At 70.8% G+C, this 26202-nt stretch carries 24 protein-coding genes and 6 pseudogenes; 11 read left to right on the top strand and 19 right to left on the bottom strand.

What is annotated here, in order from left to right:
• Positions 1 to 7 precede the first annotated feature (7 nt).
• Complete coding sequence (locus tag ACFY0K_RS37305; protein WP_390643587.1) at positions 8 to 1741, bottom strand: stealth family protein; 1734 nt, start codon at positions 1739 to 1741, stop codon at positions 8 to 10.
• 671 nt (positions 1742 to 2412) lie between these two features.
• Between ACFY0K_RS37305 and ACFY0K_RS37310 the strand changes: the two genes are divergently transcribed.
• The 3 genes from ACFY0K_RS37310 to ACFY0K_RS37320 all read left to right on the top strand — a co-directional run bounded on the left by ACFY0K_RS37310 (position 2413) and on the right by ACFY0K_RS37320 (position 4953).
• Complete coding sequence (locus ACFY0K_RS37310; protein ID WP_390643588.1) at positions 2413 to 2679, top strand: hypothetical protein; 267 nt, start codon at positions 2413 to 2415, stop codon at positions 2677 to 2679.
• A gap of 19 nt (positions 2680 to 2698) precedes the next feature.
• Positions 2699 to 3574 carry an alpha/beta fold hydrolase gene (locus ACFY0K_RS37315; RefSeq protein ID WP_390643589.1) on the top strand — a complete coding sequence of 292 codons (876 nt, stop codon included), beginning with the start codon at positions 2699 to 2701 and terminating at the stop codon, positions 3572 to 3574.
• 281 nt (positions 3575 to 3855) lie between these two features.
• Entirely contained in the window at positions 3856 to 4953 is a 1098-nt protein-coding gene (locus ACFY0K_RS37320) for a MerR family transcriptional regulator (protein ID WP_390643590.1), read from the top strand.
• A gap of 147 nt (positions 4954 to 5100) precedes the next feature.
• Here the strand turns inward: ACFY0K_RS37320 and ACFY0K_RS37325 are convergent.
• Positions 5101 to 5307: pseudogene (locus tag ACFY0K_RS37325) on the bottom strand (ATP-binding protein); the annotation flags it as partial.
• A gap of 9 nt (positions 5308 to 5316) precedes the next feature.
• On the opposite strand from ACFY0K_RS37325, the pseudogene ACFY0K_RS37330 reads away from it, so the two are divergent.
• Positions 5317 to 5913: pseudogene (locus ACFY0K_RS37330) on the top strand (aldehyde dehydrogenase family protein); the annotation flags it as partial.
• Positions 5914 to 5948: 35 nt separating this feature from the next.
• Here the strand turns inward: ACFY0K_RS37330 and ACFY0K_RS37335 are convergent.
• The 4 genes from ACFY0K_RS37335 to ACFY0K_RS37350 all read right to left on the bottom strand — a co-directional run bounded on the left by ACFY0K_RS37335 (position 5949) and on the right by ACFY0K_RS37350 (position 8586).
• Positions 5949 to 6086: a hypothetical protein gene (locus ACFY0K_RS37335; protein ID WP_390643591.1), complete on the bottom strand. Its 138-nt coding sequence runs from the start codon at positions 6084 to 6086 to the stop codon at positions 5949 to 5951.
• Positions 6087 to 6332: 246 nt separating this feature from the next.
• Positions 6333 to 7040 (bottom strand): B3/4 domain-containing protein, encoded by a 708-nt coding sequence (locus tag ACFY0K_RS37340; RefSeq protein WP_390643592.1) that lies wholly within the window; start codon positions 7038 to 7040, stop codon positions 6333 to 6335.
• Positions 7041 to 7073: 33 nt separating this feature from the next.
• Positions 7074 to 7721 (bottom strand): FMN-binding negative transcriptional regulator, encoded by a 648-nt coding sequence (locus ACFY0K_RS37345; protein WP_390643593.1) that lies wholly within the window; start codon positions 7719 to 7721, stop codon positions 7074 to 7076.
• A gap of 28 nt (positions 7722 to 7749) precedes the next feature.
• Positions 7750 to 8586 carry an EamA family transporter gene (locus ACFY0K_RS37350; protein ID WP_390643594.1) on the bottom strand — a complete coding sequence of 279 codons (837 nt, stop codon included), beginning with the start codon at positions 8584 to 8586 and terminating at the stop codon, positions 7750 to 7752.
• A 116-nt stretch (positions 8587 to 8702) separates the two neighbouring features.
• Here ACFY0K_RS37350 and ACFY0K_RS37355 point away from each other — a divergent pair, with 116 nt between their 5' ends.
• A complete protein-coding gene (locus ACFY0K_RS37355; RefSeq protein WP_390643595.1) occupies positions 8703 to 9287 on the top strand; it encodes a helix-turn-helix domain-containing protein in 585 nt (194 codons plus the stop codon).
• Positions 9288 to 9307: 20 nt separating this feature from the next.
• Here the strand turns inward: ACFY0K_RS37355 and ACFY0K_RS37360 are convergent.
• From ACFY0K_RS37360 to ACFY0K_RS37370, 3 genes and pseudogenes are all read right to left on the bottom strand, one after another.
• Positions 9308 to 9712: pseudogene (locus tag ACFY0K_RS37360) on the bottom strand (serine hydrolase); the annotation flags it as partial.
• A 39-nt stretch (positions 9713 to 9751) separates the two neighbouring features.
• Positions 9752 to 11272 (bottom strand): MFS transporter, encoded by a 1521-nt coding sequence (locus ACFY0K_RS37365; RefSeq protein ID WP_390643596.1) that lies wholly within the window; start codon positions 11270 to 11272, stop codon positions 9752 to 9754.
• 495 nt (positions 11273 to 11767) lie between these two features.
• On the bottom strand, positions 11768 to 12598 hold the full coding sequence (locus tag ACFY0K_RS37370; RefSeq protein WP_390643597.1) for an oxidoreductase: 831 nt from the start codon (positions 12596 to 12598) through the stop codon (positions 11768 to 11770).
• Between the two features lie 99 nt (positions 12599 to 12697).
• Between ACFY0K_RS37370 and ACFY0K_RS37375 the strand changes: the two genes are divergently transcribed.
• Entirely contained in the window at positions 12698 to 13285 is a 588-nt protein-coding gene (locus ACFY0K_RS37375) for a TetR/AcrR family transcriptional regulator (RefSeq protein ID WP_390643598.1), read from the top strand.
• A 314-nt stretch (positions 13286 to 13599) separates the two neighbouring features.
• On the opposite strand, the gene ACFY0K_RS37380 is transcribed toward ACFY0K_RS37375, so the two are convergent.
• Positions 13600 to 14193 (bottom strand): TetR/AcrR family transcriptional regulator, encoded by a 594-nt coding sequence (locus ACFY0K_RS37380; protein ID WP_390643599.1) that lies wholly within the window; start codon positions 14191 to 14193, stop codon positions 13600 to 13602.
• Between the two features lie 147 nt (positions 14194 to 14340).
• Between ACFY0K_RS37380 and ACFY0K_RS37385 the strand changes: the two genes are divergently transcribed.
• Entirely contained in the window at positions 14341 to 15390 is a 1050-nt protein-coding gene (locus ACFY0K_RS37385; RefSeq protein WP_390643600.1) for an aldo/keto reductase, read from the top strand.
• Between the two features lie 360 nt (positions 15391 to 15750).
• Here the strand turns inward: ACFY0K_RS37385 and ACFY0K_RS37390 are convergent, their stop codons facing one another.
• Positions 15751 to 16278 (bottom strand): hypothetical protein, encoded by a 528-nt coding sequence (locus ACFY0K_RS37390; RefSeq protein ID WP_390643601.1) that lies wholly within the window; start codon positions 16276 to 16278, stop codon positions 15751 to 15753.
• A 156-nt stretch (positions 16279 to 16434) separates the two neighbouring features.
• Between ACFY0K_RS37390 and ACFY0K_RS37395 the strand changes: the two genes are divergently transcribed.
• The 3 genes and pseudogenes from ACFY0K_RS37395 to ACFY0K_RS37405 form a co-directional block, all read left to right on the top strand.
• The gene (locus ACFY0K_RS37395) at positions 16435 to 17262 is read left to right on the top strand and encodes a class I SAM-dependent methyltransferase (RefSeq protein ID WP_390643602.1); all 828 of its coding nucleotides are present in this window, start codon (positions 16435 to 16437) and stop codon (positions 17260 to 17262) included.
• A 67-nt stretch (positions 17263 to 17329) separates the two neighbouring features.
• A pseudogene (locus ACFY0K_RS37400) lies at positions 17330 to 17407 on the top strand (AAA family ATPase); the annotation flags it as partial.
• A gap of 372 nt (positions 17408 to 17779) precedes the next feature.
• A pseudogene (locus ACFY0K_RS37405) lies at positions 17780 to 18031 on the top strand (cytochrome P450); the annotation flags it as partial.
• Here the strand turns inward: ACFY0K_RS37405 and ACFY0K_RS37410 are convergent.
• Both ACFY0K_RS37410 and ACFY0K_RS37415 read right to left on the bottom strand, forming a co-directional pair.
• On the bottom strand, positions 17987 to 18808 hold the full coding sequence (locus tag ACFY0K_RS37410; RefSeq protein ID WP_390643603.1) for a pentapeptide repeat-containing protein: 822 nt from the start codon (positions 18806 to 18808) through the stop codon (positions 17987 to 17989). The pseudogene ACFY0K_RS37405 and the gene ACFY0K_RS37410 overlap by 45 nt on opposite strands.
• 9 nt (positions 18809 to 18817) lie before the next feature.
• Entirely contained in the window at positions 18818 to 19732 is a 915-nt protein-coding gene (locus ACFY0K_RS37415; RefSeq protein ID WP_390643604.1) for an AraC family transcriptional regulator N-terminal domain-containing protein, read from the bottom strand.
• Between the two features lie 160 nt (positions 19733 to 19892).
• Here ACFY0K_RS37415 and ACFY0K_RS37420 point away from each other — a divergent pair, with 160 nt between their 5' ends.
• Positions 19893 to 20975 (top strand): aldo/keto reductase, encoded by a 1083-nt coding sequence (locus tag ACFY0K_RS37420; RefSeq protein WP_390643605.1) that lies wholly within the window; start codon positions 19893 to 19895, stop codon positions 20973 to 20975.
• Positions 20976 to 21112: 137 nt separating this feature from the next.
• Here ACFY0K_RS37420 and ACFY0K_RS37425 read toward each other — a convergent pair.
• The 6 genes and pseudogenes from ACFY0K_RS37425 to ACFY0K_RS37450 all read right to left on the bottom strand — a co-directional run.
• Positions 21113 to 21274 (bottom strand): annotated as a pseudogene (locus ACFY0K_RS37425) (rhamnose ABC transporter substrate-binding protein); the annotation flags it as partial.
• A gap of 32 nt (positions 21275 to 21306) precedes the next feature.
• The gene (locus tag ACFY0K_RS37430; protein ID WP_390643606.1) at positions 21307 to 22005 is read right to left on the bottom strand and encodes an MBL fold metallo-hydrolase; all 699 of its coding nucleotides are present in this window, start codon (positions 22003 to 22005) and stop codon (positions 21307 to 21309) included.
• Positions 22002 to 22595: a 3-isopropylmalate dehydratase gene (locus ACFY0K_RS37435; RefSeq protein ID WP_390643607.1), complete on the bottom strand. Its 594-nt coding sequence runs from the start codon at positions 22593 to 22595 to the stop codon at positions 22002 to 22004. Before ACFY0K_RS37435 ends, ACFY0K_RS37430 begins: the two co-directional genes overlap by 4 nt.
• Positions 22592 to 23842 (bottom strand): aconitase/3-isopropylmalate dehydratase large subunit family protein, encoded by a 1251-nt coding sequence (locus ACFY0K_RS37440; RefSeq protein ID WP_390643690.1) that lies wholly within the window; start codon positions 23840 to 23842, stop codon positions 22592 to 22594. The genes ACFY0K_RS37435 and ACFY0K_RS37440 overlap by 4 nt, the downstream gene beginning before the upstream one ends.
• Position 23843: 1 nt before the next feature.
• The gene (locus tag ACFY0K_RS37445) at positions 23844 to 24728 is read right to left on the bottom strand and encodes an oxaloacetate decarboxylase (protein ID WP_390643608.1); all 885 of its coding nucleotides are present in this window, start codon (positions 24726 to 24728) and stop codon (positions 23844 to 23846) included.
• Between the two features lie 37 nt (positions 24729 to 24765).
• On the bottom strand, positions 24766 to 26181 hold the full coding sequence (locus ACFY0K_RS37450) for an MmgE/PrpD family protein (protein WP_390643609.1): 1416 nt from the start codon (positions 26179 to 26181) through the stop codon (positions 24766 to 24768).
• Positions 26182 to 26202 lie beyond the last annotated feature (21 nt).

Consider the following 26202-nt stretch of genomic DNA (forward strand, 5'->3'; position numbering starts at 1 on the left):
GCCCCCGTCAGTTCTGCTTCTCGGAGGGCTTCTGGGAGGGCTTCTCGACGGGCTTCTCGAAGGGGCTTGCGAAGGGGAAGTAGTCCTCCAGGAACTCGTGCATCCGCAGGCCGACCCGCTCCCGCTCCTCCGGCGGCACGTCGACGTCGTTGAGGCAGAAGAAGTCGAAGCGGCGGGTGCGGCGCAGGTCGGCCAGGCGGGCCTCGGCGTCGGGACGGCTGATGTTGACGTACCGGAAGCCGAACCGGCCCGGCACACCGCGGCCGGTCATCAGCGCGTACTGGTAGAGCAGCGGGGCCGTCACGGCGATGTCCTGCGGCGAGCGGAAGCGGGACGCCGTGGTGCGGCCGATGTCCTCGGGGAAGAGGTCCTCCAGGTCCCGCAGGGTCGCGCGCTGCTGCGGCAGCGGGGTGTGCATGAAGTTGTGCGTGGTCATCCGCCCGAACTTCTCCAGCAGCAGCCGGCGGACGTTCTTGCTCGCGGAGTTGGTGGCGGTCTCCTCGGCGTGCGGCTTGCCGACCCCGATCTTGAGCGGGGACACCGGGATCTTCATCAGACCGCTGCCGTGGAAGAAGTGCTCCGCGGTGACCCGGCGGCCGACGAACACGTCGTCGTTGAAGTAGAGGTAGTGGTCCGACAGGCCGGGGATGTGGTGCAGCCGGGTCTCGATCGCGTGCGAGTTGAACACCGGCAGGACGTCCGCCGGGAAGATGTCGCGGTGGTCGACGACCGTGATCCCCGGGGCCGTGTCGTCGAGCCAGTGCGGCTTCTGGCCGTCGGTCACGAGGTAGATGTGGCGGACGAAGTCGGCGTACATGGCGAGTGAGCGCAGGGAGTACTTCAGCTCGTCGTGGCTGGTGTAGCGGGAGGCGTTGGTCTCCTTGTCCAGGATCTCGGCGGTGCCGCGCTCCTGGTAGCGGGCGCGCTTGGCCCGCATCTCCGGCTCCTCGCCGTCCACCCAGGTGTATACGACGTCGACGGGGAAGGTCACGTCGTTCACGGTCGGCAGGGTGAGCGCGGCGAAGCTCGGCAGCTCCCGGTCGCCGATCCGGACCACGGCCGGTGTCTGCTCGGACACCGGCAGTACGTCCGTGATGCCGTTGTTCCGGGGTGCGACGAGGGACTCGGCGAAGACGTCCTCGGAGGCCTGCGGCTGGACCGAGGCCAGGCGCCCCGGCCCTGCGGCGGAGGCGAGGAGCTGTGCCCCGTCCTCCCAGAACTCGACGTCGCAGGCGAGTTCCGGGCCGGCGAGCAGCTGGCCCGCGGGGCCCAGGTGGTTCTCCCCGATCCGCAGGACCGGGGCCGTACGCAGCGCGGCCGGCAGGACACCGTCCATGAACAGGGCGGGGTGCCTGAGCCTTCCGCCGGGCAGCGGTCTGCCGATGAACACCGCCTTCCCCGCGTTCTGCGCCTCCAGGGCGGTGAGGAGACGCTCCCGGTCCACGGCGTTCACACCGACCGTGTGGCGCGTGCGCGAGGCCGGCACCAGGAAGTAGGGGATGCCGTCCTGCTCCAGCGCGGCGAGGACCAGGCCGAGGTTGGCGGCGGCCGCCTCAGCGGCGCTGAACCGGGTCACGACCCGTCCGTAGAGCCGCTGGCCGCGCACTGCCACCGGGCGGAGCACCGGGTCCGTGACCGCCGCCATGCGGCGCCGCCGCATGGTGCGCAGCTGCCACACCTTCTCGGCGGCCTTCCGCTCGACTCGCGGGCGCATCCGCCGGGCAAAGGAACGCACGGTCACGTTCTGAGCTCCTCTACATCAACCTCTACACAACCTTGCGTTAACCAGACGGACATCTGGGCCGGATGGTTGTACAAAATTTCTCAGAGAATTAGGGAAACACCGAACACGCACACAACCAACTCACACCTGAGTGTGCTACGTCTCACCGGCGGTACGCGGTGAGTGCTGCCACCGGCAGGACCGCGAGGGCCGGGACACCGCCGGTGAGGGCGAGGACGGGGTAGCCGGCCGCGGCGACGACGGGGCCGGAGCTCAGGCCGCCCGTGGCGCCGTGTCCCCGCCGAAGGCCACCACGAACACGGCGTCCGCCGCCACTGAGAGCGACGTCACAATGAACGACGTCTGGGACCCGCTTCCGCCCGCCCCCTTCCAGAGCCTCGCCACCGCCGCCGAGCAGATGCGACTCGACAGGAGCGCGGCCTGGTGTCACCGGCGCTGCTCCGAAACCCGCAACGGCATCATCCGAGCCGGCCTCACCCTCAGACCGGCCCACGAGGCCCGCCTGCAGACACCCCTCTCTGGAGCCGGCGTCCTACGACCGACGGGGGCCACCGGAGGAAAGTCCTCCCGCGCCACCACCCCAGAGGAACTGCTCACAGGCCGGGAGGCTGTGGGAGGAGATCAGAGAACAGGGCTACCCGGACGGCTACGTGCGAACCTTCGCCCACATGGTCACCGACCTGCAAGGTGATCAACTGCCGGAGTGGATCGAATCAGCCAGAGCCTCGACGGACCTGCCAAGTCTCAGCCGCTTCGCCCAGCACCTCGAACGTGACCTTGTCGCCGTCGTCGCCGGCCTGTCGGGCGTGCAGGATTCGTACTCCTACGCAAAAGAGTCCTCCTGGCGTGACTGGTTGCAGGGGTGGACACATGACCGCCACCGGCCGGGGAAAGGGAGGGCTGGTGCCGCGCGGGCGGTAAGACGCGGCACGTGAGCCGCCCAGAGGAGGCCGGGTGTTCGAAGGGTTCGAGACCGCGCAGATCGATGTCGGTGAGGCTTCCGTCTTCGTCCGCTTCGGTGGGGACGGTCCGCCGGTGGTGCTGCTGCACGGGCATCCCCGAACATCGGCGACGTGGCACCGGGTCGCGCCTCTGCTCGTACGAGCCGGTCACACGGTGGTGTGCCCGGACCTGAGGGGATACGGGCGTTCCAGGGGACCACGCTTCACGGCGGATCACGCCGGCTACTCCAAGCGCGCGGTCGCCGGGGACGTGGTGGCCGTGATGCGCAGCCTCGGACATCGGCGGTTCTCACTCGTCGGGCATGATCGCGGAGGCGCCGTGGCTCTGCGCCTCGCACTCGACCACCCCGAAATCGTCTCCCGGGTGGTGTTCGCGGACTGCCTGCCCCTGACGGAACACCTGTCGCGCATCACCGTCGAGTTCGCCACCCAGTGGTGGCACTGGTTCTTCTTCGCTCAACCGGGCATCCCCGAGCGCGTCATCACCGCCGATCCTGACAGCTGGTATCGCGGCGACCCCGCGACAATGGGAGAGGAGAACTACGACGATTGGCGGCAGGCCACACGCAATCCCGACGTGGTGCGAGCGATGCTTGAGGACTATCGCGCCGGCCTCACCATCGACCGGCAACACGAGGAAGCCGATCGCGCCGCCGGTGCCCGCATCGCCTGCCCTACGCTGATCCTCTGGTCCCTGCAAGACGACATGGAGGATCTGTACGGAGATCCCCGTGCAATCTGGAATCGGTGGGCCGATGACGTTCGCGGACACGGCATCGACTCCGGGCACCACGTCGCCGAACAGGCGCCCAAGGCATTGGCCTCTGCACTTACCGACTTCCTCGAACCGGGCCCACACCTCGAGTAACCACCGCGCACCGAGCACGCCGCACGAGCTGAGCCGGAGATTGGTCACTCCCCGTGCACGCGTCACGGAAAGTGGACCAGAGCCTGACTTTTGATGTCGCTCCGGTGCTGCGGGGCCACTCCGTCCGGTTCCGGACTTCTCTGAACCAGACCGTCGCTCTGGCTTGGAAAAGTCGCCTCGGACCCCCTGCTTCGCGTCCGGCTCTTGCTGCCGTGAGTGAGGCTGTTGACCCTCACGTGGCGTCAGGCTGCACAGTCGGTGCCATGGAGGATCACTGGACCGTGGGACGCGTGGCCGAGCTGGCCGGCGTGAGCGTCCGCACGCTGCATCACTACGACGAGTTCGGGCTCGTACGTCCGTCGGCGCGGACCGCGGCCGGGTACCGGGCCTATTCGGCGGGCGACGTGGAGCGGCTGCGGGAGGTGCTGGCCTATCGGCGGTTGGGCTTCGGGCTGCGGGAGGTTGCCGAACTGGTCGGTGACCCGTCCACCGACGCCATCGCGCACCTGCGCCGACTGCGCGGCCTGCTGCTGGAGCGGCGCGATCGCGCTGACGCCATGGCGGCCGCCATCGACAGGGAACTCGAGGCACGGGCGAAGGGACTGAAGGTGACACCGCAGGAGCAACTGGAGATGCTCGGTGCACGGCTGTACGACGCGATCGGCGGCGCTTACACCGCGACACGGCGTACCGAGCCGCGGATCGCCGCGCAGATCTGGGACGCGCTCGGGGACGCGCGGACGGTGCTGAACGTGGGGGCCGGCACCGGCTCCTACGAGCCTGCTGACCGCGAGGTGACCGCGGTGGAGCCGTCTGCGGTCATGCGGGGGCAGCGGCCTGCCGGCTCGGCGCCGTGCGTGGCCGCCGCCGCGGAGAGCCTGCCGTTCGAGGACCAGTCCTTCGACGTCGCGATGGCCGTCTCCACCGTTCACCATTGGGGGGACCCGATAGCGGGGCTGCGCGAGATGCGGCGCGTGGCCCGCCGCGTGGTGGTGCTCACGTTCGACACCGACGAGCCCCGATGGCAGGACCGGTTCTGGCTCACCCGCGACTACCTGCCCGAGTTCGCCGCCGTCCTCGCAGAGTTTCCGTCGCTTGCTGGGATGGCCGACGCGATCGGCGCCCGCACTGAGCCGGTGCCTGTCCCGTGGGACTGCGCTGACGGCCTGTTCGAGGCGTACTGGCGCCGACCGGGGGCGTATCTGGAGGATCACGTGCGCCGTGCGATGTCGGTGTGGACGAGGGTCGGACCGGAGGCCGAGCAGCGGGCGGTGCGAAGCCTCAGCGACGACCTCGACTCCGGCCGGTGGGCCGAGCGCAACAGCGACCTCGCCGGCCTCGACGCGGCAGATCTCGGCCTCCGCCTGCTCATGGCTTGACCCGCGCCGCAGGTTCAGTCTCATGGCGGTTCCTGGACCGTCCGCTGGTTCGGCTGCTTGTCAGGCGGCCCCTCCCGGGTGACGCCCGTCAGCCGGCCTGTACTTGTTCGGCTTGGGCCTTGGTGCGGGCGAGGCGGAGGACTCGGTGCGGTCAAGCCCGATGCGGCCGAGTTCATCAATGCACAAAAGATCGACACGCCCGTAACGGGCGATCGTCTTCGACAGCTGCGCCTCGTCCGCAGCCTCGGCCAGCTCGTTGACGAGCTTGGTGGCCACCACCTAGCGGACACGCAAGCCCTGCATCGCAGCCTCGGTGCCCAGAGCGATCAGCAGGTGCAACTTGCCGTTGCCGGAGTGGTATAGGAACCGTCCGACACCGCACCTATGACAACTTTGATGCTCGCGGAACTGGCCGCCGAGTTCCTGCCGGACGGTGTGTTGAGCGTCGTTTGCGGCTCTCGGGAGACAGGTCGCCGGCTGGTACGGGATCATGTGCCGGCCATGGTGTCGGTCGCCGGCAGCGTCAGTGTCGGGAACGAGGTGGCCGGGGCAGCTGCCACGGATGTCACACGCCTCCACCTGGAGTCGGGCGGCAAAGCACCGGTCGTGGTCGCCGCCGACGCCGATCTGGCCCTGGCGGCCAAAGGGATCGACCAGGCAGCCTTCTTCAACGCCGGACAGGACTGCGCCTCGGCCTGCCGGGTCATCGTGGACCAGTCCGTGCACGACGAGTTCGTGACGGCGCTCACGCAAGAGGCCAAAGGTCTCACCACCGGCGCCCCCGACGACCCCACGGTCTTCTTCGGTCCGCTGAACGTCTGGATCAACTTTCACATCCCGGTCGCCGCCGAGATACCGCACGGCGGGTTCAAGCACTCCGGCTACGGCAAGGACCTCACGTCCTACGGTCTGGAGGACTACACCCGCATCAAGCACGTCATGACTTACCTGGGGTCGTAGCCGCAACCGCCGGCTCGGCCGAGAGGGCCATCGGTTCATCGCAGCGCGACGAGCCCGACGGCGAGCGCCGCGCAGGCCAGTCCGGCGGACTGACGGCGGTTCAGATGTTTGTTCAGGAGCACCAGGGCGAGGAGGACGGCGACGCCAGGGCGGTCCCGCGGCGGCGGGGCCATGGGGATCGGTGAGGGCGGAGAGGACGGTCTCGCGGATCTCGGTGAAGGCGCGGGTCTGCTCACCGCTGAGGTGGTCAAAGGTCATGACGCGGACGGTCATGGGTCAGTCGGCTGCGGGAGATCTGGGCTGCTCGGCAAGGTCTGTCATACGCAGGCGCCGGTCGTCGGTCGCCGGTCGCCGGTCGTCGGCATCGACGAGGCGGACCATCGCTGTGCAGTACAGGTCAATGCTGCATTTCTGCGGCCTCAGCCGCCGGCCTGGAGTTGTGCCGGGCCGAGGTAGGACACCGTGGTCTGATCGGCGTGCGGGGCCAGGAGGTCCTGGAGTTCGTCCGCTGCGACCTTGAGGAGAGCGCCGTCGCGGTCGGCGTGGAGGGTTTCGAGGACGAAGGCGACGTGGGTGGAGTCCTCGGTGACGCGGGTGCGGTGGGCGTCGCGGTGGTTCCAGTGGCGGGTCAGGACGCCGGTGGTGTCCGCGTAGATGACCTCGCCGGGCTTGGGGTGTTCGATGATGTCGGGTTCACCGAGTGGGGTGAAGGACTCGGTGCCGTCCGCGTGGCGGATGTCCACGTCGCCGGTGACGTGGTCGAGGTCGAAGGCGCCGGCGGGCAGACCGTGGCGGACGGAGACGGCGTTGTAGGAGTCGACGGCCGGGCTGATGCGCGGCAGGCCGCCCTTCTTCGCGAGGCGGCGGCCGAGCGCGTCCACGCTGGGGCGGATGCGGCGGGGGTTGGTGCCGAAGGAGCGGTAGGCGGTGTGCCACGTCTCGATGCGCGGGTCGGTCTCGTCGGCGGGGTGCCAGGCGCCGTCGGCGAACTCTTGTTCCAGCTCCTCCACGGCTGCGGCGGTGTGGGGCCAGGGCTCTCGGCCGCGCAGGCCGGTGGCGGTGACCAGGGCGATCAGCGTGCCGGGGAAGGCGGTGGCGACGGCGGGGGCGATGCGGAAGGCGGGCATGGGCGGCGTTTCCGTTTCCGGTGGGTGGGATGGTCAGGAGTTCCAGGGGCCGATGCGGTCCAGGCGGCGCATCTGCTGGCGTGCGGCGGGCACGTCCAGGCCCTGGCCCCGCTCGGTGAGGTGCTCGGCGACGGCGCTGCGGCGTTCGACGGGCTTGTGGTCGTCGTACTTGAACTTGGCCCGGACATCGGTGACGTCGAGACGGAGCCCGCGGATGCCCGGGAGCATCCGGCCGTACGGCGGCTGGTCGACCGCCACGGGGGCGTGGTGGCCGTCGGGCTGGAAGTGCGCGAGCTGGCGGCGCAGCAGTTCGGCCTTGGCCTCGGGATCGTCGACGGTCTCGGCGCGGCAGGTGAACTGGACGGCCGCGTAGTAGCTGGTGGGGACGCCGTCGGTGGGCGGGATGCCGGGCTTGGCGCGCCAGGGGCCCGGGATGAAGGCGTAGTCGCCGATGACGGTGAAGACGACGTCCGGGTCGTGTTCGATCGCCTTCCATACCGGGTTGGGCTTGGCGAGATGGATCAGGAGTCGGGTTTCGTCGCAGGTGAAGTGGGTGGGTACGACCATGGGCGGGTGGCCCGGCAGGCCGTTGACGCTGAGCTGCCCGAAGTCGTGGCCGTCGGCGATCCAGGTCTGCCACTCGGCCTCGTCCAGGCCGGCGTCCCAGGGGTGGACCAGCATGTGCTTCTCCTTGATCGTGCGGGTCTGCTCAGGCCAGGGCGAGAAGGCTGACGGCTACGGCGGCGGCGCCCAGGCCGACGAGCTGGCCGCGGTGGACGCGCTCGGCGAGGACACCGCGCGCCAGTAGCACGGTGCCCGCCGGGTAGAGGGCGGTGATGACGGCGACGACGGTCAGGTCCCCGCTGCGGGCGGCGAGCAGGAACAGCAGGTTCGCGACGGAGTCCAGCACACCGGCGGTCGCCGACAGCGCGTACGCCGGCCGCTCAGGGCCCAGCCTGCGGTGCATCAGACCGGCCGCGGCCAGGGTGACGGCGGAGGAGACCGCCCGGCCCACGATCAGCGGGGCCACCCCGCTGTCGGTCGGCGCCTGGTGCAGGAAGACCAGCTGCAGGGCGATGGCGGCGCCCGCGCCGAAGGCCAGCAGGAGCGCCGTACGGGAGGGGCGCGTCGAGCCGGCGCCGTCTCCCGCGCTGACCAGGACCACGGCCACCAGGGCAAGCGGCGGTCCCACCACCCCGGTGGCGGTCAGGTGCTCCCCCTGCAGCAGTCCGACACCCACCGGCAGCACGGCGGAGACCAGCGCGGTCACCGGGGAGAGCACGTTCATCGGGCCGATCGCCAGGGTGCGGTACAGCAGGGCGAACGCGGCCGCGGAAGCGATGCCCGAGGCGGCACCCCAGCCCAGGGCTCCGGGGCTGAAGGAGGCGCCGAGCAACGGCCACAACAGCAGTTCGACCGCGAGACTGGCCGGGGCTGCGACCATCACGGTACGCAGCACATGAGCTTTCCGGGCTCCGAGACCGCCGAGGAAGTCGGCGCATCCGTACGCGAGTGAGCTGCCCAGGGCCAGTAGCAGAGCGATCACAGCACAATCCCTTACCATTCAGTGGAACGACCACACCGTACAGCGAATCGACCGAAGGCCACAACCGATCGACCGTACGGTGCAATGGAATGTCCATTCGTAAGGAAGGTGGCCAGGTGACGGAGACAGCCGCGGCGCTGCGAACGGTCGCGCACAACGTCCGGGCGGCACGTACGCGCGCGGGCCTGTCCCTGGACGAACTCAGCCGCCGTGCCCAGGTCAGCAAGGGCGCCCTGGTGGGATTGGAGAAAGCCCAGGGCAACCCCAACCTGGCCACGCTGGTCCGGCTGGCCGACACCTTGGGCGTCTCCGTGTCCGCCCTGATGCAGGGGCCGCCCGAAGGCCGTGTCCGTGTGGTGGCGGCCGATGCCGTGGCGCCCCTGTGGACCGGGGAACGGGGCAGCGAGGCCCGGCTCATGCTCACCACCTCGGGGCCGGCTCCGGTCGAGGTCTGGCGCTGGCAGCTGGAGCCGGGCGAGGAATACCCCAGCCACCCCCACCAAGCTGGGGTCCTGGAGACCGTGAGCGTCACCGCCGGCCGGATGGCCCTGATCGTCGACGGCAGCGAGTACACCGTCGAAGCCGGCCAGACCGCCACGTTCGACGGCGACACCCCGCACACCTACCGCGGCGCCGGCACCGGGACCTGCCACCTGATCATGACGGTGCACCTTCCTCCCGGTCCGGCGGCAACGGCCTGATCCACGGAACAGCGCACGCCTCACAGCGCCGCGGCCACCGCCAAGAGCAGGCGCCACAGCCGGGTGTGCGGCGTGGGGCCGGGAATGGCCCGGTTGGTGAGGAAGGCGAACGCGATACCGGACACCGGGTGGGCGAAGGCCAGGTGACCGCCGAGGCCGTCATGGCCGAACGAGCCGGGACCGAGCATGGGCTGGTGCAGGGACGCCAGGCCGAAAACGGTGCCGAAGCGGGTCGGTTGGTCGACCAGGACTTCCTCGGGCCCGTGGACCTGCTGGTGGCGGACCCGGTCGACGGAGGCGGAGGAGACGACGCGCAGGGGACCGTCGACCACGGTGGAGAAGAGCCGGGCCAGTGACCTGGCGTCGAAGACGCCGTTGGCGGCGGGGCTGGTGGCGCAACGAGGGCGCGGAGCACGGGCGGGGGTGGCGACCCGGGGCCGACCGTACGGGGGCGAGGGGGCCTGTCAGTGTGTGATCACTGGCATGTGCGTCTCGGCGTCGTCTGTGGTCGAGTGGGTTGCCGATCGGCCCACGTTGACGAGGGTCAGGGCGAGTGCGGCGGCGGCGACCAGGATGCCTACGGCGAACCAGATGGCGCTGGCGTAGCCGTGAACCATGGCCTGCAGTTGGACGAGCTGTTGCTGGGGCTTGGTGGTGGCGGCCTGAATATGGTCCTTGACGTAGGCGGTGGTCGCAGAGGCGGCGATGGTGTTCAGCAGGGCGGTGCCGATAGCGCCGCCGACCTGCTGGGAGGTGTTGACCATGGCGGAGGCGACGCCGGCGTCGCGGGCCTGGACGCCGTAGGCGGCCAGGGACATGGCCGGCATGAACGCCGTTCCGATGCCCAGGCCGAGGAGCAGCTGCGCGGGCAGGAGCAGCCCGGTGTAGGAGGAGCCGGTCTCCAGCTGGGTGAGCAGGAGCATGCCTGCCGCCGCGGTCAGGAAGCCGGGGCCCATCAGCAGGCGCGGCGCGACCTGGGTCATGAGCCGGGCGCCGATCTGGGTGGAGCCTGCGATCATGCCTGCGATCAACGGCAGGAATGCGAAGCCGGTTTTGACCGGGGTGTATCCCTTGACGACCTGCAGGTAGTAGGTGAGGAAGAGGAACATGCCGAACATGGCGATGATGGCGAGGCCGAGGGAGAGGTAGACACCGCCGCGGTTGCGTTCGGTGATCACCCGCAGGGGCAGAAGCGGGGCCTCGACGCGGGACTCGGTGACGACGAAGGCGAGCAGCAGGACTGCCGCGGCAATGAACAGGCCGATGGTCACGGCGTCGCTCCAGCCGTCGGACTCGGCACGGGTGAAGCCGTAGACCAAGGAGACCAGTCCGAGGGCGGACAGGAGCACGCCGGGGATGTCGAGGGGGGAGCGGTTGCGGCCGCCTTCAGGCTCGCGGATGACGAGCCAGGTGCCGGCCGCGGCGACGAGGGCGAACGGGATGTTCACGAAGAACGTCCAGCGCCAGTCGAGGTATTCGGTGAGGAAGCCGCCGAGGATCAGGCCGACGGCGCCGCTGCCTCCGGAGATCGCTCCGTAGATGCCGAACGCCCGGGCGCGTTCCCTGGCGTCGGTGAACATCACGGCGAGGAGGGACAGCGCGGCAGGGGCGAGGACCGCACCGAACAGGCCCTGCAGGGCGCGGGCTCCGAACATCGTCGCGCCGGTGGTGGCCACGCCCCCGAGGGCGGAGGCGGCGCCGAAGCCGATGAGGCCGATGAGGAAGGCGCGCCGTCGGCCCCACAGGTCGGCGATCCGGCCGCCGAACAGGAGCAGACCGCCGAAGGCCAGGGCGTAGGCGGTGACGACCCACTGCCGGTTGCCGTCGGAGATGCCCAGGTCGGCCTGGGCGGAGGGCAGGGCGATGTTCACGATGGTTGTGTCGAGCACGACCATGAGCTGGGCGAGCGCGATGAAGACGAGTGCCCTCCAGCGGTTGGCTTCACCGCCCGGGGCGGCGGAGGCTCTGCGAACTGTTTCGGACATGGGGTACCCACTTCGGGACTTCGTGACGGAGAGGAGGAGGGGCCCGGGCCTGGCGGCGGACCGGGGGAGGATCCGGCCGCCGGGCCCGGGCGGCGCGCCGGTCCCGTCCCCACGGATCCGGCGCGGCGGGACCGCCCCCGCTCGTGAGCGGCCCCGGTCTGAGGTGGCGTGCGCAGCAGGAAGGGGGCGGGCTGCCAGGAGTAGGAGGCGCCTGCGGGGCCCGGACGGCTGCCTCGGCCAGTTCTGTATCTGCGGGACGCGAGGTGTCCGGCGTCGCAGGCAGGGCGAGGGGCAGGGACCCAGCTGTTCAGCACGTGTCCGGGGACAGGTGGGCCGCGGTGCAGATGAGGGCGAGAGGCGCTGCGGCAGGACGGCGGCTACCGCCGAGGTGACCGGTGAAGGCGCGGTACGGCCTGCGGTGAAGACATGAGGTCTGGTTCGTCCGCCATGGAGACCTCGGCGCAGGGCTGTTGGTGAAGACGGGCTCGGTGAGGGTCAGGTGGGCAGGCCGACGGCGCGGGAGATGACGGTGTCGAAGGCGCGGTCGGACACGATGCGGCGCAGGGCGATGAGGGGGCGGGCGCCGAAGCCGGTGGCGTAGCGGGTCTTGGGGCGGCGGGCGGTGACGGCCTTGCCGATCGCGTCGGCGATCACCTGGGGCGGGGAGTTGCGCTTTGCGTTGGCCTCGGAGCGCAGCGAGGAGGCTACGGCGTCGGCCTGCTTGGCGTAGGCGCCCGCGGTGGAGGACTTCTCCAGTTGGTCGGCGGCGATGGCACCCCACTCGGTGGCGATGCCGCCGGGCTCGATGACGACGACGTCGATGCCGAAGGGCTTGGCCTCCAGGCGCAGGCAGTCGCTGAGGGCTTCGAGAGCGAACTTGGTGCCGTGGTACCAGCCGCCCAGCGGGGTGTAGATCTTGCCGCCCATGGAGGTGATGTTGACGATCGCGCCGGTGTGCTGGGCGCGCATGTGCGGCAGGGCGAGCTGGGCCAGGCGCATGGCGCCGAAGACGTTGACCTCGAACTGGCGGCGGGCCTCGTCCATCGGGACGTCCTCGATGGCGCCGTAGGAGCCGTAGCCGGCGTTGTTGACCAGCACGTCGATGCGGCCGGTCTCGGCGACGATGCGGTCGATGCCGGCGTGCATGGAGTCGTCGTCGGTGACGTCCATGGCCAGCGGGCGGATGCCGCGGTCGGCCAGCTTCTGCAGGCGGTCGGTGCGGCGGGCGGCGCCGTAGACGGTGTACCCCAGGGACTGGAGCTTGAGAGCTGTGGCCTCGCCGATGCCGGAAGAGGCACCGGTGACGAGAGCGGTCTTGGCGGTCATGGGGACTTCCTGTCGGAGTAAGATGAACTTCGGTTCACAATCCATCATGAACCATGGTTCACGTTAATGCAAGCCGAGACGCCCACCGTAGGAGAGCCCATGGCCCAGACCCGAGCACCGCGCGCCGACGCGGTCCGCAACCGCAAGAAGATCCTCGACGCCGCCCGCGAACAGATCACCCTGCACGGCCCCGACGCCGGAATGGACGAGATCGCCGCCGCAGCGGGCGTGGCCGTGGGCACCCTGTACCGGCACTTCCCCACCAAGACGGACCTGGTCGCCGCGGTGGTCGCCGAATACACCACGCACGTGGCCGAAGCAGCCGAGGCCGCCCGTGAACGCCTCGCGACCGGCGCCCGCGCTGTGGACGAGATCACCGACTTCCTGGCCCGCGTCACCGAGGCGACCGCCACCAACCACGCCGTCAAGGTGGCCGCCCGCGCCCTCGGTGCCGACCCCGTCGACCGGGATGCCGAAGCCCGCGCCGGTGCTGCACTGGCCGCGCTGATCCAGGCGGGTCAGGCCGACGGAGACATCCACCAGGACGTCACCGTCGACGACATCTACCTGCTCTTCAGCACGGCCCCCACCGACCAGCCACCCGCCGCCCGCGCCCGCTGGCTCACCCTGGTCCTCACCGGCCTGACCACCCACACACGAACCGGGGACACCGGGATTGCCTCATAACCGACTGCCTTCCGGCGGGGGACGGCCAGGCAACGATGTTGTACGGCCGTACGGCCGGTCAGGCACAGGCCGCGGGCCCTGCGTCGGCCGAGGGGCATCGGCCACGCTGGTCCGCCTCCCCCCCCGGTGCCCAAACACGCTTCGACCCGTTTTCCCCCGAACCTTCACCAGGCGGGAGCGCGGCGGGCAGTGGGGTGCCGGTGTCGTCTGTGCGGGCCTCGGTGTCGTCCTCGACCGGGGCGGGCCGTCAGCGGTATTTCCTGTACGGCGACTACTCAGACCCGGGCCGAGCGACGTCAAAACTCATGTCCAGATCACGGGGTCGTCCCGCGCCATGCGTCCGGGCGGGTGATGCCGTCCATGAGCAGGTCGAGCAGCCGCTCGGCCTGAGCGCGCTGGTGGGCGGCTCCTGCTGCGAGGGTGACTCCTGCCAGGGCCGTGAGGATGTCGGGTGAGGGCACGTCGCCCCGGATCACTCCCCGGGTGATCCCGGCGAGACGGAATTCCTCGATCGCTCCGGTCAGTTGCTCGCGGGTCTGCGAGCTGAGCTGTTCGTCGTTCTGCAGGAGGGTCTTGAGCGTGTCAGCCATGCCGTGCTTGGCGGCGAGGTAGTCCAGCACCTGGGACATCCACGTCCGCAGGGCCCGGTCGGCGGGCAGTTCGCGCAGGAGGTCCGCGGTTCGGGCGGCCAGCCGGGCCGTCTCGTAGCGGTAGGTGGCGTCGACGAGTTGCTCGCGGGTCGGGAAGCGCCGGTACAGGGTGCCGATCCCGACGCCCGCGTCCTTCGCGATCTGCTTCAAGGTCGCGCCCGCGCCGTCCCGGGCGAAGGCCGCTGCGGCGGCGGCGAGCAGTCTGTCCTCGTTGGCCCGTGCGTCGGCCCGGATCGGTCGGACGGACGGGTCAGACATGGGGTTCTTCCTCTCGGCTTGCCATACGGAGCCGACTCCGCTTAGCGTGGCGACTAAGCGGACCCTGCTCCGCTTACTGTGGGACGCTATCAGGCCGCGGCCGGCCGTTCCACCGCACCGCCGTGCTCGCAGAAGGGCCACCGCACCATGCAGTACCGCACGCTGGGCAGTACAGGAGTCCAGGTCAGCTCGCTGTGCCTGGGGGCCATGATGTTCGGGCAGTGGGGAAACCCCGACCATGACGACTCGATCGGCATCATCCGCACTGCGCTCGACGCGGGCGTCAACATCATCGACACGGCCGATGTGTATTCGGGCGGCGAGTCCGAGATCATCGTCGGGAAGGCGATCGCCAAACGGCGCGACGACGTCGTCCTGGCGACCAAGGTGTCGAGTCCCATGGGGCCCGGCCCCAATGAGCGCGGCGCCTCGCGGCGCTGGATCGTCCGGGCCTGCGAGGAGAGCCTGCGCCGCCTCGGCACCGATCACATCGACCTCTACCAAGTACACCGGCCTGATGCCGCGACCGACCTCGACGAGACCCTGGGCGCGCTCTCCGACCTCGTCCGCGCAGGCAAGATCCTCTACGCGGGGTCGTCGACCTTCGCCCCCTCCGCGATCGTGCAGGCGCAGTGGACCGCCGAGCTGCGCCGGCGTGAGCGCTTCGTCTGCGAACAGCCGCCGTACTCCCTGCTGGCCCGGGGCGTCGAAGCCGACGTCCTGCCCACCTGCGAGACGTACCGGATGGGGGTGCTCGCCTGGAGTCCGTTGGCCGGGGGCTGGCTGTCAGGCCGCTGGCGCCGCGACGCGGCCGATCTGTCCAGCCATCGCACCCAGACGATGCCCTTCCGCACCACGCTCTCCCACTACGACATGGCTATACCGGGCAACCAGGCCAAGCTCGACGCCGCCACCGAACTCGCCGGCATCGCCGACGAAGCGGGCCTCACCCTGATCCAGCTCGCGCTGGCGTTCGTCACCACGCACCCCGCCGTGACCGCGGCGATCATCGGCCCCCGCACCGCCGGGCATCTGCACGACCAGCTGAGCGCCGCGGACATCAGCCTGGACCCCGCCGTGCTGGACCGTATCGACCGCATCGTGGCGCCGGGCACCACCCTCAACCCTGACGACGCCGGCTACAGCGCGGACGTCCTGGCCGACCCGAAACGCCGCCGCCGCGCCGCAGTTCAGTGAAACCGGGCAGTTCGTCTCGCAACCGCGCGCACCGGGGCCAACGGCGCTCCTCAGCCACGAACGCGGTCACCGGTCAACGCAGACTGACGCCGCCGCAAGATTGCGCTCACCCCGCCGGGGCCGATGGCAGACCCGATCGACGGGCTCCGGCCGGGGCCCAGCGGCGTCATTTCCCACTGACATTGATCATGGAATACCGTCGCGAACGACTCCCCGAAGCCATCGCGAAACGGCATCCCTGAAGAGCGGCACAGCCACGGGTGGTCCCACTGCAACGAGTGCGGCGGTGGCAGCCTGTGGCGCGTTGTCCCCGGCGGGCAGGTACCGGCTCGGTGCCTTGAGCAGGCGTGAGCGCGGCGGTCAGCAGGCGGGCCGGTAGGTGGCGGCCGGGCCGATCCCGCCGGGCCCGAACTTCTCCCGGATCCGGTCGCACGCCCGCTCGACGGTGAGGCGGGTCTGGCGGGCGGTGTCGAGGCTGAGCTGCCCGGCGACCTGGTCGGCGTCGGCGACGCCCTTGGCGCGCAGCGCGAGTGCGGTAAGGCGGCCTCGCTGGAGGCCCGCGGCGTCCATGAGCTGGTAGGTGAGCCGGCGTAGGTCGTCCTCGTGCCAGGACGGCTCGGGCAGGCGGCGGGTCTTCTCCCAGGCCGGTCCGTCGGCGAACGTCAGCGTGAGCGCGTGCGGCCTGCCCGCGGCGGAGCAGCACGGCACCGAGCTGCACGACCAGGCCCAGGAGGGCCGAGCGCGCGGCGGCGCCGTCAAGGACGTCGTGGGGGAGCGGTGCCGGACGCCGACGGAAGCCGGCAGGCGGCGCGGGGTGACGGCGCGGGGGCCGATGCCGCGGGCCCGGTCGACGGCCGTACGGCCCGCATTGCCCAGTAGGCGCTGCACGGTTGCGGCCGGCAGCGCGGCGAGCAGGCCGACGCCGTAGCGCTTCAGGACGGCGGCGTGGCGGGGTTCTCTGAACGACCGTCGATAGCGTGTCAGTCAGTGGCTGCTGGTAAACGAGTGGTGTCTTCGTGGACAAGCCCCATAGCTTGTGCGCTCGTGACCGATGATCCGAAGATGCCCTCGAATCCCCACGACCTCGGCCGGGTGTTCAACGAGGTCCCGGAGCTCTACGACCGGGTTCGGCCGGGATACCCCGACGAACTGTTCGCGGACCTAGTCGCCGTCACCGGCTTGGACGAAGGGTCGTCGGTGCTGGAGGTGGGCTGCGGTACCGGTCAGGCGACGCGTCCGCTGGCAGCGCTCGGATGCTCAGTGACCGCCGTCGAGCCGGGCGCGGACATGGCCGCACTCGCCCGCCGGCGGCTCGCCTCCTTCCGCAACGTCGACGTCGAGACGTCGACATTTGAGGAGTGGGACGACCGCGGTCGACGCTTCGATGTTCTCGTGGCTGCGTCATCGTGGCACTGGATCGACCCGTCGACCGGCTGGCAGCGAGCGCACGACGTGCTTTCTCTCGGGGGTTGGATGGCGTTGCTCGGCCACGTCGTCGTCCGCTTGCCGGGAGAGCCGGAGGTGTACGCCGAGACCGCCGATCTGCACGAGCAGTTCTGCCCCGGAAACCCCGGCTGGGGTCATCCACCGCTGGAGGACGAGGTGCGCACCACCGACGAGGGCTGGGGCCTGGTCGACGATCCCGGAGGATTGTTCGGCCCGACGATCGTGCGCTGGTATCCAACCGTCCAGTGGTTCAACGGGGATGGCTTCGCCGATCACCTTCGCTCGTTGTCGCTGTATCGGAGACTCGACCGGGATGTCCGTGAGCCTCTGCTCGACGCCATCGCCGAGCGTATTCGCACGCACATGGGCGACCGAGCGTCACGCCGTTATCTGAGCGTCCTGCGTGTCGGACAGCGTGCCAAATGAGGCCAGTAACCCTTCTCTGCACTACGAGATGCGGCCCGCGATCTCGCCGAAGGCCGGGAGAGTTTGTTTGACGGCCGAGCACGACGACCGGGCCCGCTGCCGTTCAGAACGGCGGATCAAGGCGGCCGGCTTCCCTCGCGAGCGGCGGCGCCAGTCTTCCCGGCGGATCTGCGTAGAGCACACCGACGCCGAGCACAAGCAGTGGCGCCCACTCCAGCGCTACACCGGGCGGCGCAAGGACTGCGCCGACACCCACCTGGCGATCGCCGGGCTGGACTCCGACCGATCCGCTCAACGGGCAACCCGCCGCAAGACGAGCACAGAACCGGTACCCGTCCGACAGCCGGCCTGCTGATCACCCTCCAGCCGACCCGCCAGGCCACCACACCCCGACATCAATCGTTCCCGAAGTCGTCAGCCTCGGAGGACCGGCGGTCACGGCGCCGCAGCCGACTACAGGCCGGCGGCGCCACGTCCGGGACAGGGGTATACGTCTGACGCCAAGATCCGGCCACGGGCGCGCGCCTGCATCGGCCGCCAGTTCGCCCTGCACGAGGCCACCCTGGTCCTCGGCCTGCTGCTGCGCCGCTACGGCCTCGGCGCCGACCCGGACTACCGGCTGCGGGTGACCGAGCGGCTGACGCTGATGCCGGAGGGCCTGCGGCTGCGCCTTGAGCGGCGCACCCCCGCCCCGGCGCCGGTGACCGTGCCGGACGCGGCCGCGTCACAGCACGGCGACGGCTGTCCAGTGCACCGGACGGGTGACTGAGTCCGGCAGACGCGTCCGCGCGTTGCCCCGGGCCGCGTCGAGCTGGGGCTGGGTCAGGAAGAAGGCACCCGTGAGGTCGGCGTCGCGCAGGTCGGCGCCGATCAGGTCCGCGTCCCGCAGGTCGGCCCCGGTGAGGTCGGCGGCGATGAGGTAAGCCCCACGCAGGCTCGCCCCGCGCAGGTCGGCGCCCCGGAGCCGGGCACCCATCAGATCGGCACCCCGCCGGTCCTTCCTCTTCCCGCGCACCCCCGCCCGGGCCAGCTCGCTGGTCCGCAGCAGCAGCACGTTGACCTCCTGCCGGTGCGCGGCCACGTCCAGGGCGGCCAGCTCCTCGGGCGTACCGAGACTCAGCTCCTCGGTCTTCCGCAGCGCGGCACGCAGATCGGCGTGGACGGGCCGGGCCGCGGCCAGCCCCAGGGCCTCCGTCAGATACCAGAGCAGTTCGTGCAGTTGGCGTACGACCGGGAACGCCTCGAACATCCGGCGGGCGTCCTCCCCGGACCCGCGCCGCCAGTCCCGGCCGCCGAAGGTGACCTGCGAGACCTTCTGCCCCGCGCCGAGGCAGTCGTAGACCGTACAGCCGGCGAACCCGCGCTGACGCAGTTCGGCGTGGATGCCGCAGCGATGGTCGCCGCCCAGGTTCGCGCAGGGCTTTCCGGCGGGCTTGCCGACCGCGAAGTCCGCCGACGCGGCGAACGGCAGGGCGACACAGCACAGCCCGAAACAGCGAGCACAGTCCCCACGCAACCGAGCCGGTTCGGATATGTGTTCTGACATCCGGCCAGCCTACTGAGCGGTGCCGACCTCCTCGTCGGCATTTCTCAGCCGGGCCGCGTCCGCCCCCGGCGGCCGGCCGAACTGCCGCCGGTACTCGCGGCTGAACTGGGAGGCGCTGTCGTAGCCGACCGCGTACCCCACGTCGGCCACGTCGTCGGTGCTGCTCATCAGCCGCAGCCGGGCCTCCTGGAGCCGGATGTGCTTCTGGTACTGGATCGGGGTCATCGCGGTGACCGCGCGGAAGTACCGGTGGAAGGGGGAGGCACTCATGCCGGAGAGCCGGGCCAGGTCCTCCACGCGCAGGGCGTCGGTGTAGTGCTCGCGGATGTGGCGGACGGCCCGGCCGATCTGGGTGAGCCTGCTGTCGGCGAGCCCGATCTGCCGGACCAGCGCGCCCTGCTCGCCGGTGATCAGCCGCCACAGGATCTCCCGCTCGATCATCGGGGCGAGCACCGGGATGTCGGCGGGCCGGTCGAGCAGCCGGACCATCCGGAGGGCGGCGTCGACCAGGTCGGCGGGCGCCTCGCCGACCGCGAGCGCGGGCAGCCCGGTGCGGCGGCGCACCCCGCCCGCGTGCCGGTCGGTGCCGGTCTCCAGGAGCAGCGCGGCGATGCGCGCGGGCCGCAGCCGGAAGCCGAAACCCAGGAAGGGCGTCTCGCGACTGGCCCGGGTGCACTGCCCGCTGACCGGCAGGTCTACCGAGACGACCAGGTACTGGCCCACCTCGTAGTCGTAGATCCGGCCGCCCAGTGTCAGCCGTTTGGCGCCCTGGGCGACCAGGGCGAGGACGGGGTCCGCCATGCCCGAGCGCGGCCCCGTGGGCCGTTCGGCGCGGGTCAGCATGAGGCCGTCGATCGCGGGGACGGCGTCGGCGTCACGCAGGGCGTGCCGGTCGATCAGCGAGCGCAGTTCGTCGAGGGACACGCTCCCGATTCAAACGCCGGCCGAGGACGACCGCAACGCCCTTCCCCGGAAAGGCGACAGGATCGTGCAAGCCACCGGCACGATCGCCCTAACGTTCCCGCAGCTCAGCCTGGTTTGCTCGAGGAGTCGCATTCCCCACGCATCTTCCAGGGAGCATTTCATGGCACTCGACTCGTACGTCGGTCTCGGCCGGTCCGGACTCAAGGTGAGCCCCTTCTGTCTCGGTGCGATGAACTTCGGCGAGGACGGCGGCTTCGGCTGCTCGGTCGAGGAGTCGGAGAAGATCCTCCACACCTATCTCGACCTCGGCGGCAACTTCGTCGACACCGCCAACTTCTACACCAACGGCCACTCCGAGGCGATCCTCGGCGACTTCCTCGCCGCTCGCCCCGGCCGCCGCGACCGCCTGGTGCTGGCCACCAAGTTCTTCGGCAACCTGCACCTGGGCGACCCCAACGGCGGCGGCGCCGGCCGCAAGGCGATCGTCGGCCAGCTGGAGGACTCGCTGCGCCGCCTGCGCACCGACTACGTCGACCTGTACTGGCTGCACAACCACGACCGGTCCACGCCCGTCGAGGAGACCCTGCGCACCCTGGACGACCTGGTGACGGCCGGCAAGATCCGGTACGTCGGGTTCTCCGACACCCCGGCCTGGTTCACCGCCAAGGCCCACACCACGGCGCTGCTGCGCGGCTGGACGCCGGTGACGGCGCTGCAGATGGAGTACTCGCTGCTGGAGCGCACCATCGAGGGCGAGCTGATCCCGCTCGCGCAGGACGCCGGGATGGGGATGCTGCCCTGGTCCCCGCTCAAGAGCGGCTTCCTCTCCGGGAAGTACCGCAGGGACCGGTCCGCACCCGCCGACGCGAAGCGGGCGGCCGTTCTCGGCCGGCCGAGAACGGAGCAGTTCACCGTGATCGAGGCGGTGGCCGCGGTCGCAGAGGAGACCGGCGCGAGCCCGGCCGCCGTCGCCCTCTCCTGGGTGCAGAACCGCCCCGGTGTCACCTCCACCCTGATCGGCCCGCGCACCCACGCCCACCTGGAGGCCAACGTGGCCGCCCTCGACGTCCGCCTGACACCGGAGCAGACGGCCCGGCTCGACGAGGTGTCCGCCCCGGCCCTCAACTTCCCGCACGACCTCAACCACCGCGTCGGCACCATGCTCAAGTACGCGGGCGCCACGGTCGACGGGGTGCCGAACGCGGTGTACCCGCCGCTGCTGGCGAGCAGCGCCCGCTACTGACCGGGGATCCGCCGCGGTCCCGGAAGTCACCGCTGGGATTCCGGCCCTGTGTAGTTGTGCCAGCCGGTGGCGGAGCACGCGGCGCGCATCCCCGGCCACACGGCGGCCTGCCGGTCACGGTACTCGGCGAGGCGGTCCTGCCGGGAGACGAGCGCGACGGCGGTGCGGGCGGCGAGGTCGCCGAGCTTGGCCGGGTCCCACAGCTCGAAGCCCTCGGCGGTGCCGTTCTTGACGTACTGCCGCATGTCGCCGGGCGTGCCGAGGCCGGTCAGCCTGACGTTGCCCCTGTACCTGGAGCCGCGTTGAGCTCGGACCTCTGCTGAGCAGGTGTTCATTGCCGGGCTGCGGTGTCCTCGATCGCCTGACAGAAGTCGTGGAACGCGGAGACCCGTTCGCCGCTCAGGGGCTTTCCGTGGGCGAATCCGACGGCTCGAACGTCGCGGGGCATGCGCAGCAGGCTTGCGGGCCGGGCGGCAGGATCAGCAGCCAGCGCCGCCGGGCCGAGGGTCAGTCCGCTGCGGTGGAACACGGCGTCGCCGACGAGCAGCGTCCGGGTGGGTTCGTGCAGCAGCATGATGTGGCCCGGGCTGTGGCCGGGGGTGTGGATGACGCGCAGCGAGCCGACGGCCTGTCCGCTTGTGACGGTCCGGGCGGCCGCGACCGGCTGCCAGTGCAGCAGTGGCAAGTGGTCGATCGCCCGGCCGAGTGCTCCGGACCTGCCGTGGGGCGACACCCGGCCGGCGGCGAGCCACGGCTGCTCCAGCTCGTGGATGAACACGTCGGCGCCGCCGGTTCGAGCGAGCAGTTCGGCCAGGCCCCGGACGTGGTCGGGGTGGGCGTGGGTGATCACGATCCGCGTGATGTCGCTCAGCGTGCGCCCCGCCGCCTCGACGGCCTGCCGGATCACAACGGGGGCGTTCTTCCAGCCGACGTCGACCCGGGTGAGGCCGTCCTCTTCCTCGACCAGGAAGCAGTTGTCGCCGTCGCCGCGGGTGGGGATGCGCACGATCCCCGGCGCCAGGCCGCTCATGCGCCGCTGCCCTGGCCGGCCGCCGCCACCGCGGGCGAGGCGAGGATCTCGGCGAGATCGGCCGGGAGGTACCCCTGGCGGGCGAGCCGGGGCAGGACCCCGCCGTCGGCGATGATCTCCAGGACGAGGTCGGGCAGGACGGGGACGGTACCGGAGGCGTCCGTGGTCTGGTTCGCCCAGTTTCCGGTGGCCAGGTCGAGCGCGGCGGTGTCGCCGTCGCGGAACACCGCTGTCGCGTCAGGCACCGTCATCGCCGGGAGTCCGGCGTTGACGGCGTTGCGGAAGAACAGGGAGTTGAACTCCTCGGCGATCAGCGCGGCCACGCCGAGCTGCCGGAACAGGGCCGCGACCGGGCGCGAGGAGCCGAGGCCGAAGTTGCGTCCGGCCACGACGACATCGCCGGGCTGGACCTGCGTGGTCCAGCCGGGACGGACGGCGTGGAAGACGTGCTTGGCGGCCTCGGGGATGTCGAGCTTCATCGCGTCGGGCGGATACATGTCGTCGGTGGTCAGGCCGTGCCCGAACGCCCAGACGCGTCCGGTCACCTGCAGCCGGCCGGCCTGGGACGGCGCCGCTTTCGATGCGGTCATCGGGATGCCTCCTGTGGGGCGTCGCTGATGTGGCCGGCGATCGCGGAGGCCGCGACGGTGGCCGGGGACGCCATGTAGATCTCGGCCTCGGTCGATCCCATTCGGCCGGTGAAGTTGCGGGTGGAGGAGGTGATGCACACTTCGCCCGGTCCGAGCAGGCCCATGTGGTAGCCGAAGCAGGCGCCGCAGGTGGCGTTGGTGACCACCGCGCCGGCGTCTGCGATGTCCTGCAGGTAGCCCAGGCGCATCGCGTCGCGGTAGACCTGTTGGCTGGCCGGGGTGACGATCAGGCGGACGCCGGGTGCGACCTGCTTGCCGCGCAGCACGTCGGCGGCGATGCGCAGGTCGTCGAGCTGGCCGTTGGCGCAGGAGCCTATGAACGCCTGGTCGATCTTCCGCGGCTCGATGGCGGTGACCGGCAGGCCGTTGCGGGACACGGTGCCCGGGCGGGCCACATAGGGAACCAGCGTCGACAGGTCGATCTCGCGGACGTCGGCGTAGGCCGCGTCGGCATCCGCGTGCGCGGGCTCGAATCCGGTGACGCCGAGAGCTTCGAAGTGTGCGGCGAGCACGTCGTCGTGGGCGAAGGTCGAGAAGTCCGCCGAGACCTCGGCGCCCTGGGTGGCGATGGTGCGGCGGTCGTGCAGCGGGATCGAGGCCAGGCCCGGGCCGCCGTACTCCAGGTTGCAGTTCGTGGCGTCGCCGTAGGCGTTGGCGATGTGCAGGAACACGTCCTTGCCGCTCACGCCGGCCGGGAGCGCGCCGACCAGTTCGTAGCGGATCGTGGGGCTGACCTGGAACCAGGTGCGACCCGTGCACAGGATCGAGTAGACCTCCGCCGGACCGAGGCCGCGGGCCGCGGTGTTGTACGCGCCGCCGGCGCAGGTGTGGCTGTCGGTGCAGGCCAGGATCTGCCCGGGCCGGGCGAGGCCGTTCTCGGCGATGACCTGGTGGCAGATGCCGTGCCGGCCGACGTCGTAGAACCGCTCGATGCCGAACTCGGCGGCGAACTTCCGGGCGTTCGGGCCGCCGGCGGCGTCCTTGATCGTGGGCGCGGGGACGGCGTGGTCCATGACGATCGCGACCTTGTCAGGGTCGGCGATCCGCAGCGGCTGCAGCCAGGTGGTGGCGAACTGCAGGTCTATCAGGACTGTCATGTCGACGTCCACGGTCACGGTGTCGCCGACGTCCACTGACGCCACGCCGGCTTTGCGGGCGAGGATCTGCTCGATCATCGTCATGGCCATCTCAGGCACTTCGTCCTTCCGCAGCGGGCTGGTACTTCTGGCCGATGTCGAACCATTCGGCCATGCCGACGAGGTTGAAGAACTCCTCGGGCTTGGTGGGCAGGAACTCGTCGGGCTTGATGCCGCGCAGCCGGCACATCGCGGTCAGCGCGCCGAGGGCGCTGTGCGCGAGGGCGGCCGAGGGGTGGATGGCGACGGCGAACCCGAGCTGTTGCAGCCGTTCGGCGGACTGCTCGGGGGTGAGGCCGCCGATGACCAGGTTGAGCAGCAGCGGGGCGTTCACCTCGGCGGCGATCTGCTCGATCTCGTCGACGCTTTGAGGTGCCTCGACGAACAGGATGTCCGCGCCCTCGGCGGCGTAGCGGTTCACGCGGGCGATCGCCTCGTCCAGGCCCAGCGGTCCGCGGGCGTCGGTGCGGGCGATGACCAGCATGCCGTCGTCGGTGCGGGCCTCCAGGGCGGCGCCCAGGGTGCGGGCGAAGTCGTCGGCGGACACGAGTTCCTTGTCCGGTAGGTGCCCGCAGCGCTTGGGGAACGCCTGGTCCTCCAGCTGGATCGCGGCGACCCCGGCGTCCTGGTAGTCGCGCACGGTGCGGATCACGTTGACCGGAGCGCCGTAGCCGGTGTCGGCGTCGGCCAGCAGCGGCACGTCGCCGAGCGCGCGGACCACCATCCGGGCCCGTTCGGCCATCTCGGTCTGGGTGACCAGGCCGATGTCGGGCAGGCCGAACCCGGACGCGGCGACGCCGGCGCCGGTGAGGTAGGCGGCGGCGTGGCCGGTGCGGCGGGCCAGGTGGGCGCTGATGCCGTCGAAAACACCGGGTGCGACGATGAGCTGTCTGCTCGCCAGCAGTTCGCGCAGGCGGGCGCGGGCGGGTGTGGTCATGTGGGCTCCTGCGGGTTGAGAGGCTGGGCGCCCCCGGTCAGTCGAGGGCTCGCCCGACGGGCGCGGCCAACAGGCCGGCCAGCGGGGCGATCGAGTCCGCGTCGGCCAGCCCGCGCACCGTAGAGACGATCGCGGCGGCGCGGTCGGCGTCCATGACGCGCTCGGTGAGGGCGTGGAACTTGGCGACGACTTCGTCGTTGGTGATCGGGTCCGCGGGGTTGCCGTGCGGGGCGATCACGGACTCGGTGTCGGTCGATCCGTCGGTGAACGTGACGGCCAGGTGGGTTTGGAACCGTTCGGTCTGCGGCAGCTCGTCGATCGCCCGGTCCAGGGTGACGTGGGTGCGGTCCAGCAGCTGCCACACGTCGTCGGCGTCGAGGCGTTCGGCCGTGAACTGCTCGGGCAGCGCGGTGCCGTCCAGGAGCGTGACGGCGGTGGCGTAGCCGATGTTCATCTGACCGCCGATCGCCTCCAGCGGCCGGGTCGGCTGCCACCAGCCGTGGTGGTACACGACGTCGCCGACACGGATGTCGATGCGTTCGACGGCGCGGCCGGCGATCCGTTCGCGCAGCGCCCGGGCGGCCTGGACGGCGCCGTGCAGGCCGCCCATGACGGCCCACGACTTCACCATCACCATCGACGTCTCCCACCTGTCGCCCAGGGCCCGGGCGATGGCCTCGACGTCGGTGGGGTGGCCTTCGCCGTACACCGCGACAAACCCGCCGTATTCACGCTCGAAGACCTGGTCGATGCCGGTGTAGCCGGCCGCGGCCAGGGCCGCGGAGTAGAAGCCGTTGCGGGCGGCGAACCCGTGCTGCATCCGCTTGCCCATCGCCTCGAACTGCGCCGACATCAGCCCGGCCGACTGGGTCGCGGCGAACCCGAGAGCGTCCTCTGACTGCGCGGGATCCAGGGCGCGCAGCTTCGCGCACGCCGCGGCCGCCGCGGAGGCGCCGAACACCGGGCCGGAGTGCCAGCCGCGCGGCAGCATCCCGGTGCCGCCGAGCGAGGCGCCGACGCGCGGCCCGACCTCGAACCCGACGATCGCAGCCAGGAGCAGGTCGCGGCCGCTGACGTCCTGTCCCAGGTGGCTGGCGGTGGCCAGCAGGGACGGGATGAGCAGGGAGGCGCTGTGCAGCGGCGCGAGCGGGTGGAAGTCGTCGAGTTCGAAGCCCTGGACGTAGGAGCTGTTGAGCAGCGCCGCACCGGCCGGGGTTGTGGTGCGGCCGGTGCCGATGACCACCGCGTCGCCGCCGCCTTCGATGCCGAGCACGGCCTCGGTGGCGATCCGCGACCAGGGCAGCTGCGCGCCGACCAGGGCGCAGCCCAGGCCGTCCAGCAGCAGGTGCGCCGCCCGGTCGCGGACGTGGTCGGGCACGTCATCCCAGGTGAGGTCGTGGATCCAGGTCACCAGTCGGCCGGTGACGCCGTCGGGCTCGCTCGAATCGTTCATGGAGCCATTAGCTCAAGCGCT

It is taken from the genome of Streptomyces sp. NPDC001507, from assembly GCF_042894765.1.
GTDB lineage: Bacteria > Actinomycetota > Actinomycetes > Streptomycetales > Streptomycetaceae > Streptomyces.

Coding starts and splice junctions, on each gene's coding strand:
- ACFY0K_RS37450 (WP_390643609.1), bottom strand. CDS start 26,181: ATGAACGATTCGAGCGAGCCCGACGGCGTCACCGGCCGACTGGTGACC.
- ACFY0K_RS37375 (WP_390643598.1), top strand. CDS start 12,698: ATGGCCCAGACCCGAGCACCGCGCGCCGACGCGGTCCGCAACCGCAAG.
- ACFY0K_RS37420 (WP_390643605.1), top strand. CDS start 19,893: ATGGCACTCGACTCGTACGTCGGTCTCGGCCGGTCCGGACTCAAGGTG.
- ACFY0K_RS37335 (WP_390643591.1), bottom strand. CDS start 6,086: ATGGCCCCGCCGCCGCGGGACCGCCCTGGCGTCGCCGTCCTCCTCGCC.
- ACFY0K_RS37380 (WP_390643599.1), bottom strand. CDS start 14,193: ATGTCTGACCCGTCCGTCCGACCGATCCGGGCCGACGCACGGGCCAAC.
- ACFY0K_RS37435 (WP_390643607.1), bottom strand. CDS start 22,595: ATGACCGCATCGAAAGCGGCGCCGTCCCAGGCCGGCCGGCTGCAGGTG.
- ACFY0K_RS37385 (WP_390643600.1), top strand. CDS start 14,341: ATGCAGTACCGCACGCTGGGCAGTACAGGAGTCCAGGTCAGCTCGCTG.
- ACFY0K_RS37370 (WP_390643597.1), bottom strand. CDS start 12,598: ATGACCGCCAAGACCGCTCTCGTCACCGGTGCCTCTTCCGGCATCGGC.
- ACFY0K_RS37345 (WP_390643593.1), bottom strand. CDS start 7,721: ATGCTGGTCCACCCCTGGGACGCCGGCCTGGACGAGGCCGAGTGGCAG.
- ACFY0K_RS37365 (WP_390643596.1), bottom strand. CDS start 11,272: ATGTCCGAAACAGTTCGCAGAGCCTCCGCCGCCCCGGGCGGTGAAGCC.
- ACFY0K_RS37430 (WP_390643606.1), bottom strand. CDS start 22,005: ATGAGCGGCCTGGCGCCGGGGATCGTGCGCATCCCCACCCGCGGCGAC.
- ACFY0K_RS37440 (WP_390643690.1), bottom strand. CDS start 23,842: ATGGCCATGACGATGATCGAGCAGATCCTCGCCCGCAAAGCCGGCGTG.
- ACFY0K_RS37445 (WP_390643608.1), bottom strand. CDS start 24,728: ATGACCACACCCGCCCGCGCCCGCCTGCGCGAACTGCTGGCGAGCAGA.
- ACFY0K_RS37410 (WP_390643603.1), bottom strand. CDS start 18,808: ATGTCAGAACACATATCCGAACCGGCTCGGTTGCGTGGGGACTGTGCT.
- ACFY0K_RS37310 (WP_390643588.1), top strand. CDS start 2,413: ATGGTCACCGACCTGCAAGGTGATCAACTGCCGGAGTGGATCGAATCA.
- ACFY0K_RS37340 (WP_390643592.1), bottom strand. CDS start 7,040: ATGCCCGCCTTCCGCATCGCCCCCGCCGTCGCCACCGCCTTCCCCGGC.